Source organism: Bacillus cereus group sp. BfR-BA-01311, from assembly GCF_022664295.1.
Taxonomy (GTDB): Bacteria; Bacillota; Bacilli; order Bacillales; family Bacillaceae_G; genus Bacillus_A; species Bacillus_A cereus.
In genome coordinates this window covers 37,712-54,238 of record NZ_JAKUHC010000001.1, presented here as the reverse complement: position 1 = coordinate 54,238, position 16,527 = coordinate 37,712, and the positions used below count along the sequence as shown (strand labels likewise).

The following is a 16,527-nucleotide window of genomic DNA, read 5'->3' as shown; positions in this document are numbered from 1 at the left end:
CTTTTTATGCTTCTATACTCGTTTTTCTCTCTATCTTTTCTACAATGTGACCTTCCTCATTCCACTTTACCGCCCGGTAATATGCGTCATGATAAAAAGTAAACCATGCTCCTTTTTCAGCTCCATACTTCATCCACTTTTGCTTATTTTCAATCGATGTCATCGGATAATCATCGTATGCCATTACCCATAATACATTTTGATGGGCGTGCGTCGGCAATAGGTCTGCTAAATGAAGCATCGTTTCTCCTTGGCTTTCTAAAGCAATAACTGCATGTCCATCACTATGACCGCCTGTATGCGCCATTTTTATTTCAGCTGTAATTTCTATTTCTTGCTGAAACGTAACAACTTGATCTACAATCGGCTCCCAATTTTCCTTCCAATATGTATTACGGGATCTAATATTTGGACTTCTCATTTCATTCCACTCTGTTTCACTTACGTAAACTTTCGCATTTGGAAAAGTTGGTACAAGTTGATCACCTTCCCATTTCGTTAAACCAGATGCATGATCAAAATGAAGATGCGTCATTAAAACGTAATGAATATCTTCAGGCTTTAGTCCCAGCTTTTCTAAAGAATTCTCAACTGACGACTCTTCCGTTACACCTTGATTCCGCTTCATCTTTTCATTCAATTTACCATTTCCTATACCTGAATCAATGAGCATGTTGCCGTCTTTCGTTTGCAAAAGTAACGGATCTGTTCGTAAATAAATATGATTTGTATCATTATGTTTATATTTACGTGACCAAAGTACTTTCGGCACGACTCCAAACATTGCTCCTCCATCTAAATGTGTATTCCCTCCTTTTAACCACGTTACTTTTATATCTCCAATTTGTAACTGTTCCATTACACATCCCCCTTTTTAATTAATCTTAACATAAAATTCTGATTATTTTAGGTGTAAAAAAACCTACGCATTACTGCATAGGCTCTGTACGATATTTTGCTTCAACTCGGTAAATACGATGACCTTTACTAGAGAATTTCTCTTCGTATTCAGTCATGATGTTACCTTCAAAGTCGCTGTTATGAAGATCTAAGCTTAAGTACGTTAGTAACATACCATACTCAGCCATACTCATAAGAGAATATTCAAATAAACCTTGGTTATCTGTTTTGAAATGAATTTCTCCGCCTTCTACTAACACTTCTTCGTAATTACGTAAAAATGTTTTATACGTTAAACGACGCTTCGTATGACGTTTCTTTGGCCATGGATCTGAGAAGTTTAAATAAACGCGATCAATTTCACCTTTCGCAAAGAAAACTGTTAAATCTTCAGCATCTTTATTAATTAACTTTAAGTTTGGTAATTCTTCTTCAATTAATTTATCAAGTGCATCTACAACAACACTTGTGAATTTTTCAATTCCAATATAATTAATATGTGGATTCGCTTTCGCCATATCATACATGAAGCGGCCACGACCTGTACCTACTTCAATGTGAATTGGTTGTTCGTTTCCAAATACTTCTTTCCAGCTACCAGCGCGCTCCTCTGGGTTTCCGATTACGATATGTGAATATTCATTAATTCGATCCATTGCATACGGTTTATGTCTTAAACGCATAGATGTTTCCCTCTCTTTACATAGCTATTTTAAAGGAATAATTCCTTCTTTCTTTTTTAATCAATCTACCAAACAAAAAACCAAGTACGTACGAGCACTCGGTCCGTTTCTTTCAAGTATAAGATGTACCATTTTGATAAAAACTACATACAGCATTAAACATTCCATGACGAAACAGCTTTTTCTCTTACATTTGAAGAGAAAAACAATCGAAAGGATGATCCGTTCATGCCAATTAATCAACAACATCAATTAGAAGTGCTGAAAGATATTTTAGTCAACCACCAAAGTGATTGCTGCGGGACAGTTTCAGAATGCGAGCAATTAGAGCGCCTCATTCAATCGTTACTCGCAAACGATAATATAAGTAGTGACGCTAAAACAATGCTAAACGATGTATATTCTTATAGTCAATCGGGTAAATCTTCCTCTAATTTGGACAACCATATTTCCAATAATCAAGAACAACTTACTCAGTGGATTGCTGGAATGGACAATTTTTCTTAAGTATTATTCTGAAGCAAGTAGTTGCTGTAAATATTGATGCCAATATTCAGCTTCTGCTTGCTGTTTTTTTGTTGTATGCCATTGAATAGACAAAATCGTTTGTGCTATCACATACCATCTCATACGCCTAAGCAGCGATTCATCCATTTCAATATCATAGTAACCGAGCCACTCACTCCATTCCTGGCGCGGAATGTACCAATATAATAACATACCGAGGTCTAGAGCTGGGTCAGCAATTACAGCTCCATCCCAATCAATTAAAAACAATTCATCTTCATCCGACAATAGCCAGTTGTTATGATTTACATCACAATGGCATACAACGAATTCATTGTATTCAATAGCTTTTAATGAATCCATTAAATATTGAAGGCCTTGCTGAATTGTTTCATCATCCCTTATATCTCCTCTTAAAACGAGTTGCAGTTGTTGTAATAACTCTTGTGCGTGAAGCGGCTGCTTCCCAAGTCTTTGAATCATCTGTACAAGCGCTTTAGAGGAGTGTATTTTCTTCAAAAGTTTCGCAACACGTTCTAGTTTCATATCCTCTGGCTCTAGCTTCTGTCCCGGAAGCCATTTTTGAGCAGAAATTACATCACCATTCGTTACCCTTCTTGTCCAAAGTAATTTTGGAACAATTCCTTCTGCTGACAATACCGCTAAAAAGGGCGATGTATTCCGCTTTAAAAATAACTTCTGTTGTCCGTTTTGCGCAATATATGCATCGCCCGTTACTCCACCAGCCGGTACAAGACTCCACTCTTTTCCTAATAATTGTTCCAACCATTCCATATTCATTACCCGTTAACAAATCCTTATCTTTTATAGTTATGAAAAGAAAAACCGCAACATTTCTACACATGTTGTGGATTCATATATTTTACTGTAAATGAAAAGAAAAATTAGCCTAAGCCAAAAATCCTCTATTTTATTTTACAAAACCTGTCATAGAATGACAACTTATCAAAATCGTCACCTTTGTCAATTCTACATTTATTACATTCTCATCGTCAAGTAGCGATTTGTCACATTATCGTCAATATATACGTGCTAATTGGAGCGAGCTTAAGTTCCTTTCCTCTAAATGAAGAAATTGGCTCTATTTTCGCTTCGTTTTCGTTTACTAACACATGCCACGTTGCTTCTTTCGGAAGTTGCACAGTTTTAGCTTCTAAACCGCTATTAAATAAGACGATAATCTCTTTCCATGGCCCAAACGTTTCTGCATGCTCTAGGTGATATGCAAGTACTTCTGTAGATGTTTGTAAAAAAGTCATATGTTTTTTTATAAGGTCTGCGCTTTGTAAACGGAATGCCCCATGCTCTTTACGAATCGCAATTAAACCTTTTATATAGTTAACGGTCTCTATCTCTTTCTCTTTTTGATCCCAATCTAATTGATTGATCTCATCATTTGCATTATAACTATTTTCATTTCCTTTCTTCGTACGATAAAACTCTTGCCCTGCGTGTAAGAAAGGGATGCCTTGTGAAAGAATAACCATTGCGCTCGCTAACAGGTGACGTTTTTTCAAAATCGTTTCTGATTCTTCATTACTGCGCACTAGTTTATCCCACATCGTCATATTATCATGACATTCTACATAGTTAATGCTTTGCGCTGGCTCTAGAAACAGCCCTGTTTCTTTCATACTTAAAAGACTTCCTGCTGCAATATACTGCAAATGATTACAGTCTACATGCCCACCAAATGCAAAACCTCGCTTATTTATATGAAATGTACTCCCTTTTATCCCATCACGAAATTGATCATTAAACTGCGCGATATGTGGCATTTCCTTCGCATTATTTAACGTTGCTTTTTCTTTGGCAGGAAGCGGTGTTTGTAAATCCCATCCTTCTCCTAATAACAAAGCATCTCGTTTTATGTTTCGCACTTCTTTTTCTATCATATTCATTGTATCAACATCTAAAATTCCCATTAAGTCGAATCGGAATCCATCGACATTGTATTCAGTAAGCCAATATAAAATAGACTCTACAATGAATTTCCTCATCATTTTCCGTTCAGACGCTATATCATTTCCGACTCCCGTCCCATTAGAAGGCATACCATCTTCACCATGACGAAAATAGTATCCTGGAACAAGCTTTTCAAATGATGATAGCTCTCTTTCATAAACATGATTATAGACAACATCTATAATCACCCTAATACCTTGTTCATGAAATGTTTCAATTAGTTGTTTGCACTCAACTATCCTGTTATACGGATCAGAGGGGTTTGTAGCATAATATCCTGTTGGTGCATTGTAATATAATGGATTATATCCCCAATTATAGGCGGACGAAGGATTCGCCTCATCTACACCACCGAAACAATATAAAGGTAATAGTTCAACATGTGTAACACCTAAATCTTTTATATGAGACAACCCTGTTAATGTCCCATTCCGTCCTGTTGTTCCCTCTTCCATCAATCCTTTATATGTTCCCTTTTGAATTACTCCACTATTTGGATGTATAGTCGCATCACGAATATGCAGTTCATACAATATGGCATCTGTCATTGATTGTAATATTGGTAATCCCTCTCGTCTTGTTACATTCGTTTTTTCTAAATTGATAACAACACCATGTTTTCCATTTACCGTCACCGACTTTGCATAAGGATCCACAGCTTCGTTCCATATTAAATTAATACAAACAAGAAATGTATAGCGTGCTCCGTCTAAATCACCTTGTAATGTTTGAATCCAAACTCCGTTTTCTCCCCTGTACATTTCATGATCGGTATATTCTTTATCGCTCTTATAAATTCTTACTTTCGCAAGCCTTGCAGTTGGGGCCCATACTTTAAATGTCGTTTCTTCTTTTTGATAAACAGCACCTAAATCTGTACCTTCGTAATAATACTTTTCATCGAAACTTTTTGTTCGAATAACAGCACCTATTTGTAAATCAGTTTCTTCATTCCGTTCATCTCGTACTGTATAATACTTCCCCACATCTAGCGGCTCTTCTATAAAGCACTCATACTTCGTTGCATCTGGAAGCGCAATAGTATGAGCAATCGGTAAATCTTTCACATTACTTCCTTCTTGCAAACGAAATGTCCGACTTGTTCCATACGCATGTGGGAGCAAAATTGTAATTTTATTCATTTCATCTAAATAGGCATCAAATGGACGTTTTACTTTCAACATAAAAAAATCACCATCATTCTCAAAGTTAAAATAAAGTGAAACTTTAATGAGCGAGAAAATTTCTCCATCCTCACTTATTATTAGCCTTCACCAATTAGGCGAGATAAAATGAGCTGCAAATGATAAGGCTTTTCTTATCAACAAGACTCTATACAGTAACTCCATTCTTCTCTATAGTATATTCACCTGCATAAAAAACGTTTTCAACATTCTATTTTTGTAATTTTATTTCAGCAATCGATTTATACTTCGGGGTTTCTTTCACGTGGGATTCGTATAAAGTAATTGTATCTGCTTGAAATGATATTTCAGGCACTTCTTTTATACTTTCTAAACGAAACTTTTCTTCTCCTATCCATTTACGAGCAACGGTAATATGCGGGTGATATGGGCGTGTTTCTAGAGAAAATCCATTTTCTTCACAAATGGCATGTATTTGCTTTTGCAACTGAAACAAATCGTGATTCTCACTTACCTTCGCCCAAAAAATACGAGGCTGATCTTCCCTACCAAACGTTGAAAAACCTTGTAATGTGAACGATAGTTCTTTTGTTTCTGCAATTGTTTTTAATCCATTCTTTATTCCCTCTAATTGTTCCCCCGTTGCACTCCCTAAAAATGAAAGGGTAATATGATAGTCTTCTTTATGTACCCATGAACGAAATTGTAATTCCTCTTGCATATCCTCTTTATAGTTAGACAGCATTTCTTTTATATGATTCGGTAACGTAATTGCGACAAAATAATGCAGTTCCATGTACATCTTCTCCTTCTTTTCTATTGTTGCTTTTCTTTCTTATCTCATTCAGGTAAAAAGAAGCCGCTCTCCAAAATAGAGAGCGGACATTATTTATATATCCATTACTTCGCTAATTCATGAATTGCTTGCGCGTAAATTGCTGTTGCTTTCAATAAGTCTTCAATTTCGATATACTCATCTTTTTGATGCGCAAGTTCTTCTTTTCCAGGGAATAGCGGGCCAAATGCCACACCAGCTTTTAATGAACGAGCATAAGTACCGCCGCCGATTGCTAATAGTTCTGCTTTTTCACCTGTTTGTTCTTCATACACACGTTGTAACGTACGGATTAATACGTGATCTTTATCGACGTGATGTGGGCGAGAATTAGAATAGTCAGCCACTTCAAAACCATGCGTACCAACATATTCTTTCAACTTCACAATTGTTTCTTCAAAGTTAGTTGTAACTGGGTAACGTACGTTTAGCCCTAAGTTACCACCGTTTTCTTTCGTATAAGAAATGCGACCGACATTCACTGTTAACGGACCGCTAATTTCATCTTTGTAAGCAATAGTAGCTTTTTCACCAAAAATATCACCAGTAAATGTTTCTGTTGCAAATGTCGCAAATGCAGTTGCTTTTCCATCAAGTGAAACTGTAGTTAAGAAGTTTGCTAATAATAAACCTGCATTTTCTCCTTTTTCAGGAGTAGATCCGTGCGCTGAAATTCCTTCTATTTGCAACGTCACTGTATTTCCTTCTATAGTCGATTTCCCTATTTTTTTAGCAGTTTGTAAATACTCTTCATATGCTACTGTAAGTGCATTTACATCTTCTCCTGTGATAACTGCTTCTGCAAAATCAGGAACCATATTTAAACGGCGCCCTGAATCAAATGAAACAAGTTCATATGTACCTTTTTTCTCTTCACTACCATTTTGCACAACTTGTATATCAGAAATTCCTTTTTCTGCATTAATAATTGGAAAGTCTGCATCCGGTGCAAAACCAATTGTTGGCATTTCTTCATTTTTAAAGTAGTGATCTACACATTTCCAATTGCTTTCCTCATCTGTTCCTATAATCATACGAACACGTTTTGAAAGAGGTAAGCCTAATTCTTTCAAAATTTTCATTGCATAATATGCTGCCATCGTTGGGCCTTTATCGTCAATTGCACCACGTGCAAAAATCTTTCCATCGCGAATATCCGCACTATATGCGGGAGTCGTCCAGCCATCTCCTTCTGGTACAACGTCAACGTGACAAAGAATACCTACTAATTCTTCTCCTTGTCCCATTTCAAGATGACCTGCATATCCTTCTAAATTTTTAGAAGCAAAACCTTCAGCTTCTCCTTTATGTAACATGAAAGATAGAGCTTTTTCTACACCTTCACCGAATGGTGCGCCCTCTTTCGCAGATTCTTCTTCCCATACACTTTTAATTTGTAAAAATTGTTGTGTATCACGAATTAAATCATCTTTTCGTTTTGCAACTTCTTCTGTCCAATTAATCGCTGACATCACGCATCCATCCTTCACTATATTGTTTCTTTCATCATAACAAACAGAAATCTCTTATGCCATACACGAAAACTAAATACCGAACAATTGTAATATTTCAGATATTTCTTATTAGTTTTTCTTTTGTTTTTTCAAAAAAATTTGCAGGAATTTGGCGTTTTACGTAGAATTTTATGTGTTAGTTGACTGACCATATATACAATGTCAACTACCAATATTTTTCTATATGAATATTTGTTAAATTTCTGTAAAATTTAAGTAGATTAAAGCATGAATTTTATCATGTAGAGTACAATGGTAGTAACGACCTTCTTTCCTGAATGGGGTCAAAAAAACTAGTAGAGGAGTGGTTTTCTCTTGAAACCTACAACTACTCGTATGCTAACACGCATTAAATCAATTTATATGTACATCAATGAAAACGGAACGGTAACGACGAAAGACCTTGTAGATGAGTTCGGGATCACACCGCGAACGATACAACGTGATCTAAATGTGTTGCAGTTTAATGAACTCGTGTATAGCCCTTGCCGCGGTAAGTGGACAACAACAGGAAAGAAAGTGAGAATGACCTCATAACGAAAAATAATTGTATGGTAAATAAATACATACCCCTTTCTAATAATTAGAAAGGGGTCTTTTCTGCGCCTATAAAGGTACTACTTTTCAGTATCTACTTGATATGTTTTTAACATTTCTACTTCTTCATCTGTTAGCTCTCGGTATTGTCCAAGTTCTAGTTCTTCATCTAATACTAACGGACCCATCTCTGTTCTCTTTAGGTAGACTACTTTTTTTCCTACCGCTTCAAACATACGCTTCACTTGATGGAATTTCCCTTCCGTAATCACAAGCTCAATTTCAGAAATATCATCGCTTTTCAATATTGTAAGTGCACCTGGCTTTGTTTCATAGCCATCGTCTAAAATAACACCTTTAGCAAATTCTTTTACATCCTCTTCTGTTACTACTCCTGCAACGTGTGCATAATATTTTTTCGGCACATGCTTTTTCGGAGATAATAATTGATGTGATAACTTCCCATCATTTGTTATCAATAAGAAGCCTTCCGTATCGATATCAAGTCGTCCAACTGGGAACGGATCAAAGATTGCATCTTCTAATTCTAATAAATCTATTACTGTTTCATGATTATCATCTTCCGTCGCTGAAATAACACCTTGTGGTTTATGCATCATTAAGTAAACAAATTCTTTGTATTCCACAACTTCACCGTGAATCATAACTTCTTGCTCTTCTACATTTACATGAACTTTCGCATCTTTTACTGGCGTTCCATCAATTTTCACAACGCCATCTTTCAATAATTTCTTTACTTCTTTTCTACTTCCATATCCCATATTTGCTAATAATTTATCTAATCTCACGTTTTTCACCTTCTTTATTTATCATAGAAAAGGGGACGTAATTACGCCCCTCTTGATTTCAACTTTATTTTAAATCTACTACCAAGTTTACGTTGAATTTTATCTAATGCTTCTCCACCAAATACTCTTTCAAGTACTCCTGTGCGAATTGCTAACAATCCGTAAACAAGACCGCCAATACCTGCACAAATCGCAACTGTTATAAGAGCACCAATACGGCCATCAGGCGAAATCATGAAGGATAGAATCCATTGTGATAGTTTTACAGCAACGACCATTATAAGTGTCAGTACTGCAATTTGGAATGTTCTTTTATATACAACACCGAATGAATAGTGTGCGTATTTTTTAATTTGTTGATTTGTGTACCAAACAGAAGCTAAGAAACCAACTGCTGTCGCTAGAATTGCTCCTACTGTACCGAAATAACGAATAAAGATTACGTTACATACAAATTTCAAAATAACGCCCATTATAAGCGCAATAATCGCATGCTTCTGCTGGTTAATACCTTGCAGGATTGCTGCTGTTACTGTAAATAAAGCGAATAACAACGCAACTGGTGCATACCACATTAATACTTGTCCACCTAGTGGATCTGAATCGTAAAACGCAGTATAAATTGGATATGCAAGTGAAGAAATACCGACAACTGCTGGCAATGTTAAAAACATATTTGCCTGGAATGTTTGTGTAATTTGTAATTTCAAATAGCGGTATTGTTTTTCAGTAAATGATTTTGTGATTGCTGGTACAAGCGTTAAACTAAACGCTGTTGCAAGTGATACAGGAATCATAATTAACTTATGCGTCCACATTGTGAAAATACCGAGAGCTCGCTCTGCGATATCACCTTGACCAATCGCCTGCATAATTGAGTTAAATGTCAATGTATCAATTTGTTGATATAAAGGAATTGTTAACCCAATTACAACGTAAGGAATCGCATATGCAAATAACTCTTTAAACAATTGAACGGTGCTTACTGTTGATTCTGGTACAGTTTGTTCAATTAAATATTGATCCAAATATTTTTTACGTTTTAGCCAGTACCAAATTAACACACCGAGTGCTCCAACCGCTGAAACGAACGCAGCAAATGTCGCTACTCCAACTGCTGTTGCAACTGTACCGCCAAGTACTTTAATAACGATAAAACTACCTGCTAATAAAAAGACGATACGAATAATTTGTTCAATAATTTGTGAAACGGTAGTTGGTCCCATAGACTGGTGACCTTGGAAATAACCACGAATTAAACTCGCTGCTGGTACAACAATAAGCGCGAAGCTTACAAGACGAATGATCGTCGTAACTTCTCCTACATTATTGTGTATACTTTGTTTACCAAGCATCGCTTCTGCAAACAATGGCGCCGTCATGTACAGTACTAGGAACGAAAGAACTCCTGTTACTATCATCATAACCATTCCCGAGCGGAACATTCTCCGGCTCGTTTTATAATCGCCAAGCGCATTATATTTGGAAACAAATTTTGAAACAGCAAGTGGCACACCTGCCGTTGCGATACTTAAAAAGATCGTATATGGAATGTATCCATATGTATAGAGCGTTCCGCCTTCTGTTCCTACTAATGCATGAAACGGAAAGACGTAAATCATGCCTAAGAACTTTACTAAAAATGTCCCTAGCGTAACAATAAGCGTTCCGCGCAGAAATTTCGAATCGGACATACAAAAATCCTCCTACATCTACATAAAGTGAAACTATAATTAGTTGGAGACTTCTCTCCTACTCCTTATTAGTTGAACCATTCGAGCATTTACAGGCTAACTGACTCCCTATTTACTTCTCCTAAATCTTGAGGTTTTAGTCTTATCGCCTACAAATGGCAGGATAGTGCTGAACTCTAACTTTTGTATTGTACCACAATTCTCTCATTAAGCAGTACTTCACTCTATTTTTCTTTTAAGGGAAAACATGCTATTCTTTTAGGCAGGAAATGTAGAAAATGAGGTCGATATATTATGCATTATGATGTTATTGTCATCGGCGGCGGTCCTTCTGGGCTAATGGCTGCAATTGGTGCTGCAGAAGAAGGCGCAAATGTCTTACTTCTTGATAAAGGAAATAAACTTGGGCGTAAACTTGCAATTTCTGGTGGCGGACGCTGTAACGTAACGAACCGTCTACCACTTGATGAAATTGTTAAACATATACCAGGAAACGGTCGCTTCTTATACAGCGCTTTTTCTATTTTTAATAATGAAGATATTATTACATTCTTCGAAAATCTCGGTGTTAAATTGAAAGAAGAAGACCACGGTCGCATGTTCCCTGTGTCAAACAAAGCACAATCTGTTGTAGACGCACTTTTAACACGATTAAAAGACTTAGGTGTAAAAATTCGTACAAATACGCCTGTTGAAACAATTGAATATGAAAATGGTCAAACAAAAGCAGTTATACTGCAAACAGGCGAAGTGTTAGAAACAAATCACGTCGTTATCGCTGTGGGCGGAAAATCAGTTCCTCAAACTGGATCTACTGGAGACGGATATGCTTGGGCTGAAAAAGCGGGTCATACAATCACAGAATTATTCCCAACAGAAGTACCTATCCTTTCAAACGAGCCGTTTATACGTGACCGCTCATTACAAGGTCTTGCTTTACGTGATATAAACTTAAGTGTATTAAACCCGAAAGGAAAAGCTATCATTTCTCACAAAATGGACATGCTCTTCACTCATTTCGGCCTATCTGGACCTGCTGCTCTTCGCTGTAGCCAATTCGTCGTGAAAGCACTGAAAAAGTTTAAAACGAATACAATACAAATGAGTATTGATGCATTGCCAGAGGAAAATAGTGAACAACTATTTCAGCGCATGCTGAAACAAATGAAAGAAGATCCGAAAAAAGGAATTAAAAACGTTTTAAAAGGTTATGTTCCTGAACGTTACTTCCTATTCTTATTAGAAAAAAATGAAATTGACGGCAGCGAACAAGCTGGACAAGTTTCTCACGAAAAGATTCGTGCACTTGTGAAAGACTTTAAAGAGTTTACTGTGAATGTAAATGGTACGCAGTCAATTGAAAAAGCATTCGTTACTGGCGGAGGTGTATCCGTGAAAGAAATTAATCCGAAAGAAATGTCTTCTAAATTTACGAACGGCTTATATTTCTGCGGAGAAGTTCTTGATATTCATGGTTATACTGGTGGCTATAATATTACATCAGCCCTTGTTACTGGTAGAATTGCCGGAACGACAGCTGGAGAAAACGCGAAAATGCAGTATTAAAAAAAGAAACAGGGATTCCTGTTTCTTTTTTTATAGGTACATGAAATTATATGAGCGATTCCGCAACTTATATCGGCTATTTTCCAAATTTATCAGCGATTCTGCAACTTATATCGGCGATTTCCCAAATATATCGACTTACCGACAAGAAACGACAAATATAGGCTCCACTTAACTTCCCATTGCTTTTTTGTTGCTTTATATACCTTAGTACCTTTATATTTTATATTGTTGAATATTTAAAAAAGGGTAAGGGGAAAACAAATGAGAAAAAAAGTCATGATGTCTTTAATGTTAATGACGTTTCTTTCTGCGGTAGAAGGAACGATTGTTAGTACAGCAATCCCTCGTATAACGAGTGATTTGTCAGGCGTCGAACTTGTTAGTTGGGTATATGCAATTTATATGCTTGCAACAGCTGTTTCGACTCCAATATACGGAAAGCTCGCTGATTTATTTGGCCGTAAAAAAGTTTTACTGATCGGAGCTACAATCTTTTTAGTCGGTTCTGCACTTTGCGGAGTCGTTACATCGATGGAACAATTAATCTTCTTCCGCGCGCTTCAAGGTATCGGTGCTGGTGCTGTTATGCCAATCACAATGACGATTATTGGAGACTTATATAGCGAAGCGAAAGACCGCGCGAAAGCACAAGGTTGGATGAGTGCCGTTTGGGGTGTATCCGGTGTTATCGGACCGTTAGTAGGTGGATTTTTAGTTGATTCCCTTTCTTGGCGTTATATTTTCTTCCTAAACGTTCCATTCGGAATTATCGCTTGCTTAATGATTGCAATTTACTACAAAGAATCTATTAAACCTGCTAAGCATCATATCGATTATCTTGGTGCAACAGTCTTCTCATTAAGTACAATCGCTCTACTATATGCATTATTAACAGGTAGCAGTAAGCAAAACTGGGGAGACATGACAATTATCGGCCTATTAATCTTTGCCGCTATTTCATTTATTATTTTCTTATTCATCGAGAAGAAATCTCCGGAACCATTAATTCCGCTAGCACTTTTCTCTAACCGTACATTATCTACGATAAATATATTAACTCTTATTGCTGGCGCAATGATTATTAGTATTACAATGTACCTTCCAATTTGGAGCCAAGGTGTATTAGGGAAAAACGCTACAGAAGCTGGACTTATTTTAATGCCAATTCCTGTTATGTGGACATTTGGCGCTATTTTCTCTGGTAACTTAGTAGGCAAATTAAAAACGAAACAAATCATTTTACTTGGAGCTAGCATTTTATCAGTCGCTACGTTCTTATTATTTACACTATCAACAAATTCACCATCGTTCCTTATTTATGTAGCAGTCGGATTATTCGGCTTAGGAATGGGGCTTGTGACACCGATTTACATGGTAACAATTCAAGCAGCTGTACCAGCTCATACACGCGGAACAGCTGTTGGTTTAAACACATTTATTAATACATTTAGTCAAACGTTAGGTGCTGCAATATTCGGTACAATCTTCAATACGATGATTCACGCACGTGGTATTAAAAACCTTGATCTTGTATCTGGCGGACACGGCGATACTACAGCAAACGTAGTAACCGAATCGCAATCTGCATTAGCATCAAGCGTACACGTCATTTATATGAGCACTTTCGTATTAGCAGTATTTACATTAATTATCGCTTGGCTCTTATTAAAGCCAGCTACACAAACAAGTGAGCAACAATAAAAGGATGACCATTTTGGTCATCCTTTTTATTCTTCATTCTCCACAATATGTTTCAGCATGGATAATTTATTATCCCAAAAACGTTCATAATACGAGAGCCATTGTTGTAATTCTTCTAATGGTTCTGGATGCAAACGATATATCTTCTCTCTTCCGCTTTTTCTTCCACTTACTAAATTCGCTTCTGAAAGAATATGAAGGTGCTTTACAACCGCAGTACGACTCATCGGAAAATGATCCGTTATTTTGGAAATCGGTAACTCTTTGTCACTTAATAACCGTATTACTTCTCGGCGGGTTGGATCAGCAATTGCTTGAAATACATCATATTTCGCTGCTGACGAGGACACTTAGCCTTCGACAACCTTTTTCAGTTTTTCATTTACAATCGCTACCCAGCCACCGCTCATTCTATCGCGAATAATAGAGCTCTTCGCATTTGCTTTCGGAAGAATTTCATCAGGATGTTTCCAGCCGCCGTGAATTAACGTAAATTCTGTTTTGTTATCTCCTAAGTCTTTCAAATCAAATGAAACAACCCAGCCATCTGTATCCCATGAGAAAGATAAATGGTTTGGTTCATCAATTTCTAATACTTTACATGGTGATGGCCCAAATGGTGATTGCACATGAAATTCATGTCCTACCTCTAATACAAAATCATTTGGCATAAACCATGACGCAATCCCTTCTGCAGTTGATACTACACTCCATACCTTTTGAATAGACGCGTTAAAAACGATTGTTTGTTTAATATCATTTAATGTATTTTGTTGTTCCATTTTCATTCTCCTTTACTCGGCGTTACAACATAACACCTTTTGGTTATACTTTGATAATATAACACCTTTTAGTTTCATGTCAACGCTAATTCTTTTACTGTTGAGAAATTCTCAACATTTTTTCAACAGGACAAACACCCTCTTAGCATTTCCTCATAATATACTCACAAAGGCAATACAAAATAAAAACTTCTCTCAACATGAAACTCCATCATTCATATTGAAAGAAGCGCCTTACTTATATCATGCGTACTTCGTCTCTCCTCCTTCCCTCAGGGACAATACGCGAGATATGACAAATCAGAAGGAATATGCCCACCATTTGAGTAGGTAGTTATTTCTCTTCTCCTCAACATTTCCTTAGGAGCGAAATGACTACCGACTCACTTTTTTCAAACAAAATAAAAAGGGGTTGAACGCTATGTTCTATTGCATTAACTGCTCTGATATTCACCATGAAAAACATCCAAATGATAAAGTATTCAAAAACGGTTTTTATATTGATCCATTTTTAGGTGATCGTTATCACCTTGGTATGTGTAAAGATGCCCAAAACCATGAAACAGGGGAGCCTCTTTTAACGACAAAGAAATTAGGCACAACCCAATCTATTATGAACGTATTACCGACACATGTTGTCCCAACATAAAACATAAAAAAGAGCTGGGTGAGCCAGCTCTTTTTTATGCTTTATAAACGATCATTGCTGAAAAACAATAAATTTGGTTTTCATCGTCGTTAATAGAAACACCAACTTGATACTTAATATCTACAAAGTTGCTATCATCAATCTTTTTCAAAAACACATTCACAGCGTCTTCTAAGTCTTTTTCGTGACTTTCATCAAATACTTTCACACGAATCATGTTAACACCGTCCTAGATCGCAGCCCTCGGCCGCTTGATTATTGCCACGGTGCGTATCTATGATGCGATAAAACTTTCCATTCTCATATATATATCCGTCTTCTAACACATATTCTTTATCTTCAGTATAGACATAAAACTTACCTATCATAAATTTACTCGTATATAATTCCAAATAATTTTGTCTAAATTTAGCTACAACTTTATTTGTAATATCAATTTTTATTGTGCGCCCCACCTTCTCTCCCTCCTTTGCAAAGAACGGATTTAGGTATATTGTATTAGCGCTTTTACATTTTATGCTTAAAAATAAGTGGATATGCCTTCTTTCTTCACCTGTACTATTTTTCTAAAAAAATCACGATAAATAAGGTCCCCCAAAAAAAACATAAAAAAGCACTTTATCTTATTGACTCGAATATAAATATTATGTTATTATATAAAATTTGACACTTTTACATACGTATGCTATCATTAAAAGTGGTTACCACATATGGAGGTGGATGATTTGTTTCAAATTGGTGATAAAATCGTTTATCCAATGCACGGTGCAGGAATCATCGAAGCAATTGAAGAGAAAGAAATATTAGGTACTTCACGTCAATATTGTGTGATACGCATCATTAGTAAAGATATGCAAGTAATGCTTCCGATGGATCAATTAAAAAAATCAGGTATTCGTTATATCGTTGATCGAGGTACGTTAGATGATATACTTCTTGAATTTCAAAACGGGGAGTCAGACACATCACTCTCATGGAAACAAAGATATACAATGAATATGGAAAAAATGAAAAACGGCAATTTACAAGATAGCGCAGAAGTTGTTCGGGATTTACTTCGCCGCAATAAAGAGAGAACTTTAAATGCGAGTGAAAAACAAATGCTAGATAACGCCCGAAAAATGATGATCAGTGAAGTTGCACTCGTACAAAATGTTTCTGAACATCAAGCAACAGAATTTCTTCAAGATACAATTAATCACTAAATTTAAAATAG

The 16,527-nt window shown here is 36.4% G+C and carries 18 protein-coding genes; 6 read left to right on the top strand and 12 right to left on the bottom strand.

Annotated elements, in window-relative coordinates:
* Window positions 1–4: 4 nt before the first annotated feature.
* Entirely contained in the window at window positions 5–859 is an 855-nt protein-coding gene (locus MR136_RS00280; RefSeq protein WP_000436845.1) for a YtnP family quorum-quenching lactonase, read from the bottom strand.
* Window positions 860–929: 70 nt separating this feature from the next.
* Window positions 930–1,583, bottom strand: a complete 654-nt coding sequence (gene trmB / locus MR136_RS00275; protein ID WP_001239385.1) for a tRNA (guanosine(46)-N7)-methyltransferase TrmB — start codon at window positions 1,581–1,583, stop codon at window positions 930–932.
* 228 nt (window positions 1,584–1,811) lie between these two features.
* Between trmB and MR136_RS00270 the strand changes: the two genes are divergently transcribed.
* Window positions 1,812–2,090 (top strand): YtzH-like family protein, encoded by a 279-nt coding sequence (locus tag MR136_RS00270; RefSeq protein ID WP_001122235.1) that lies wholly within the window; start codon window positions 1,812–1,814, stop codon window positions 2,088–2,090.
* A gap of 3 nt (window positions 2,091–2,093) precedes the next feature.
* On the opposite strand, the gene MR136_RS00265 is transcribed toward MR136_RS00270, so the two are convergent.
* The 4 genes from MR136_RS00265 to pepV form a co-directional block, all read right to left on the bottom strand.
* Entirely contained in the window at window positions 2,094–2,891 is a 798-nt protein-coding gene (locus tag MR136_RS00265) for a phosphotransferase family protein (protein ID WP_001986674.1), read from the bottom strand.
* Window positions 2,892–3,118: 227 nt separating this feature from the next.
* Entirely contained in the window at window positions 3,119–5,260 is a 2,142-nt protein-coding gene (gene pulA, locus MR136_RS00260; RefSeq protein ID WP_242259212.1) for a type I pullulanase, read from the bottom strand.
* Between the two features lie 211 nt (window positions 5,261–5,471).
* A complete protein-coding gene (thpR, locus tag MR136_RS00255; RefSeq protein ID WP_000418986.1) occupies window positions 5,472–6,017 on the bottom strand; it encodes an RNA 2',3'-cyclic phosphodiesterase in 546 nt (181 codons plus the stop codon).
* A 104-nt stretch (window positions 6,018–6,121) separates the two neighbouring features.
* Window positions 6,122–7,528: a dipeptidase PepV gene (gene pepV / locus MR136_RS00250; RefSeq protein ID WP_224201035.1), complete on the bottom strand. Its 1,407-nt coding sequence runs from the start codon at window positions 7,526–7,528 to the stop codon at window positions 6,122–6,124.
* Window positions 7,529–7,885: 357 nt separating this feature from the next.
* Between pepV and MR136_RS00245 the strand changes: the two genes are divergently transcribed.
* Window positions 7,886–8,107, top strand: a complete 222-nt coding sequence (locus MR136_RS00245; RefSeq protein WP_000805512.1) for a DeoR family transcriptional regulator — start codon at window positions 7,886–7,888, stop codon at window positions 8,105–8,107.
* Window positions 8,108–8,187: 80 nt separating this feature from the next.
* On the opposite strand, the gene MR136_RS00240 is transcribed toward MR136_RS00245, so the two are convergent.
* Window positions 8,188–8,916 carry a pseudouridine synthase gene (locus MR136_RS00240; protein WP_001234947.1) on the bottom strand — a complete coding sequence of 243 codons (729 nt, stop codon included), beginning with the start codon at window positions 8,914–8,916 and terminating at the stop codon, window positions 8,188–8,190.
* A 41-nt stretch (window positions 8,917–8,957) separates the two neighbouring features.
* Window positions 8,958–10,610: a putative polysaccharide biosynthesis protein gene (locus MR136_RS00235; RefSeq protein ID WP_001284028.1), complete on the bottom strand. Its 1,653-nt coding sequence runs from the start codon at window positions 10,608–10,610 to the stop codon at window positions 8,958–8,960.
* A 294-nt stretch (window positions 10,611–10,904) separates the two neighbouring features.
* Here MR136_RS00235 and MR136_RS00230 point away from each other — a divergent pair, with 294 nt between their 5' ends.
* Window positions 10,905–12,176: a BaiN/RdsA family NAD(P)/FAD-dependent oxidoreductase gene (locus MR136_RS00230; RefSeq protein WP_000558859.1), complete on the top strand. Its 1,272-nt coding sequence runs from the start codon at window positions 10,905–10,907 to the stop codon at window positions 12,174–12,176.
* A gap of 264 nt (window positions 12,177–12,440) precedes the next feature.
* On the top strand, window positions 12,441–13,880 hold the full coding sequence (locus tag MR136_RS00225) for an MDR family MFS transporter (RefSeq protein WP_242259211.1): 1,440 nt from the start codon (window positions 12,441–12,443) through the stop codon (window positions 13,878–13,880).
* A 26-nt stretch (window positions 13,881–13,906) separates the two neighbouring features.
* Here MR136_RS00225 and MR136_RS00220 read toward each other — a convergent pair whose 3' ends face one another.
* Together MR136_RS00220 and MR136_RS00215 are read right to left on the bottom strand one after the other, a co-directional pair.
* The gene (locus MR136_RS00220; RefSeq protein ID WP_000098837.1) at window positions 13,907–14,230 is read right to left on the bottom strand and encodes an ArsR/SmtB family transcription factor; all 324 of its coding nucleotides are present in this window, start codon (window positions 14,228–14,230) and stop codon (window positions 13,907–13,909) included.
* Window positions 14,231–14,662 (bottom strand): SRPBCC family protein, encoded by a 432-nt coding sequence (locus MR136_RS00215; RefSeq protein WP_000437765.1) that lies wholly within the window; start codon window positions 14,660–14,662, stop codon window positions 14,231–14,233.
* 421 nt (window positions 14,663–15,083) lie between these two features.
* Here MR136_RS00215 and MR136_RS00210 point away from each other — a divergent pair, with 421 nt between their 5' ends.
* Window positions 15,084–15,311: a DUF3973 domain-containing protein gene (locus MR136_RS00210; RefSeq protein WP_000498989.1), complete on the top strand. Its 228-nt coding sequence runs from the start codon at window positions 15,084–15,086 to the stop codon at window positions 15,309–15,311.
* 34 nt (window positions 15,312–15,345) lie between these two features.
* Here the strand turns inward: MR136_RS00210 and MR136_RS00205 are convergent, their stop codons facing one another.
* Both MR136_RS00205 and MR136_RS00200 read right to left on the bottom strand, forming a co-directional pair.
* On the bottom strand, window positions 15,346–15,528 hold the full coding sequence (locus MR136_RS00205; protein WP_000621751.1) for a sporulation protein Cse60: 183 nt from the start codon (window positions 15,526–15,528) through the stop codon (window positions 15,346–15,348).
* A 1-nt stretch (window position 15,529) separates the two neighbouring features.
* The gene (locus MR136_RS00200) at window positions 15,530–15,766 is read right to left on the bottom strand and encodes a DUF2553 family protein (protein ID WP_000533806.1); all 237 of its coding nucleotides are present in this window, start codon (window positions 15,764–15,766) and stop codon (window positions 15,530–15,532) included.
* 255 nt (window positions 15,767–16,021) lie between these two features.
* Here MR136_RS00200 and MR136_RS00195 point away from each other — a divergent pair, with 255 nt between their 5' ends.
* Window positions 16,022–16,516 (top strand): CarD family transcriptional regulator, encoded by a 495-nt coding sequence (locus MR136_RS00195; protein WP_000451445.1) that lies wholly within the window; start codon window positions 16,022–16,024, stop codon window positions 16,514–16,516.
* Window positions 16,517–16,527 lie beyond the last annotated feature (11 nt).

What these genes read in the sequence shown, in the direction of transcription:
- MR136_RS00280 (WP_000436845.1), bottom strand. Translation starts at nt 859, where the DNA reads ATGGAACAGTTACAAATTGGAGATATAAAAGTAACGTGGTTAAAAGGA.
- MR136_RS00225 (WP_242259211.1), top strand. Translation starts at nt 12,441, where the DNA reads ATGAGAAAAAAAGTCATGATGTCTTTAATGTTAATGACGTTTCTTTCT.
- MR136_RS00195 (WP_000451445.1), top strand. Translation starts at nt 16,022, where the DNA reads ATGGAGGTGGATGATTTGTTTCAAATTGGTGATAAAATCGTTTATCCA.
- MR136_RS00270 (WP_001122235.1), top strand. Translation starts at nt 1,812, where the DNA reads ATGCCAATTAATCAACAACATCAATTAGAAGTGCTGAAAGATATTTTA.
- MR136_RS00205 (WP_000621751.1), bottom strand. Translation starts at nt 15,528, where the DNA reads ATGATTCGTGTGAAAGTATTTGATGAAAGTCACGAAAAAGACTTAGAA.
- MR136_RS00215 (WP_000437765.1), bottom strand. Translation starts at nt 14,662, where the DNA reads ATGGAACAACAAAATACATTAAATGATATTAAACAAACAATCGTTTTT.
- thpR (WP_000418986.1), bottom strand. Translation starts at nt 6,017, where the DNA reads ATGGAACTGCATTATTTTGTCGCAATTACGTTACCGAATCATATAAAA.
- trmB (WP_001239385.1), bottom strand. Translation starts at nt 1,583, where the DNA reads ATGCGTTTAAGACATAAACCGTATGCAATGGATCGAATTAATGAATAT.
- MR136_RS00265 (WP_001986674.1), bottom strand. Translation starts at nt 2,891, where the DNA reads ATGAATATGGAATGGTTGGAACAATTATTAGGAAAAGAGTGGAGTCTT.
- MR136_RS00230 (WP_000558859.1), top strand. Translation starts at nt 10,905, where the DNA reads ATGCATTATGATGTTATTGTCATCGGCGGCGGTCCTTCTGGGCTAATG.
- pepV (WP_224201035.1), bottom strand. Translation starts at nt 7,528, where the DNA reads ATGTCAGCGATTAATTGGACAGAAGAAGTTGCAAAACGAAAAGATGAT.
- MR136_RS00235 (WP_001284028.1), bottom strand. Translation starts at nt 10,610, where the DNA reads ATGTCCGATTCGAAATTTCTGCGCGGAACGCTTATTGTTACGCTAGGG.
- MR136_RS00210 (WP_000498989.1), top strand. Translation starts at nt 15,084, where the DNA reads ATGTTCTATTGCATTAACTGCTCTGATATTCACCATGAAAAACATCCA.
- pulA (WP_242259212.1), bottom strand. Translation starts at nt 5,260, where the DNA reads ATGTTGAAAGTAAAACGTCCATTTGATGCCTATTTAGATGAAATGAAT.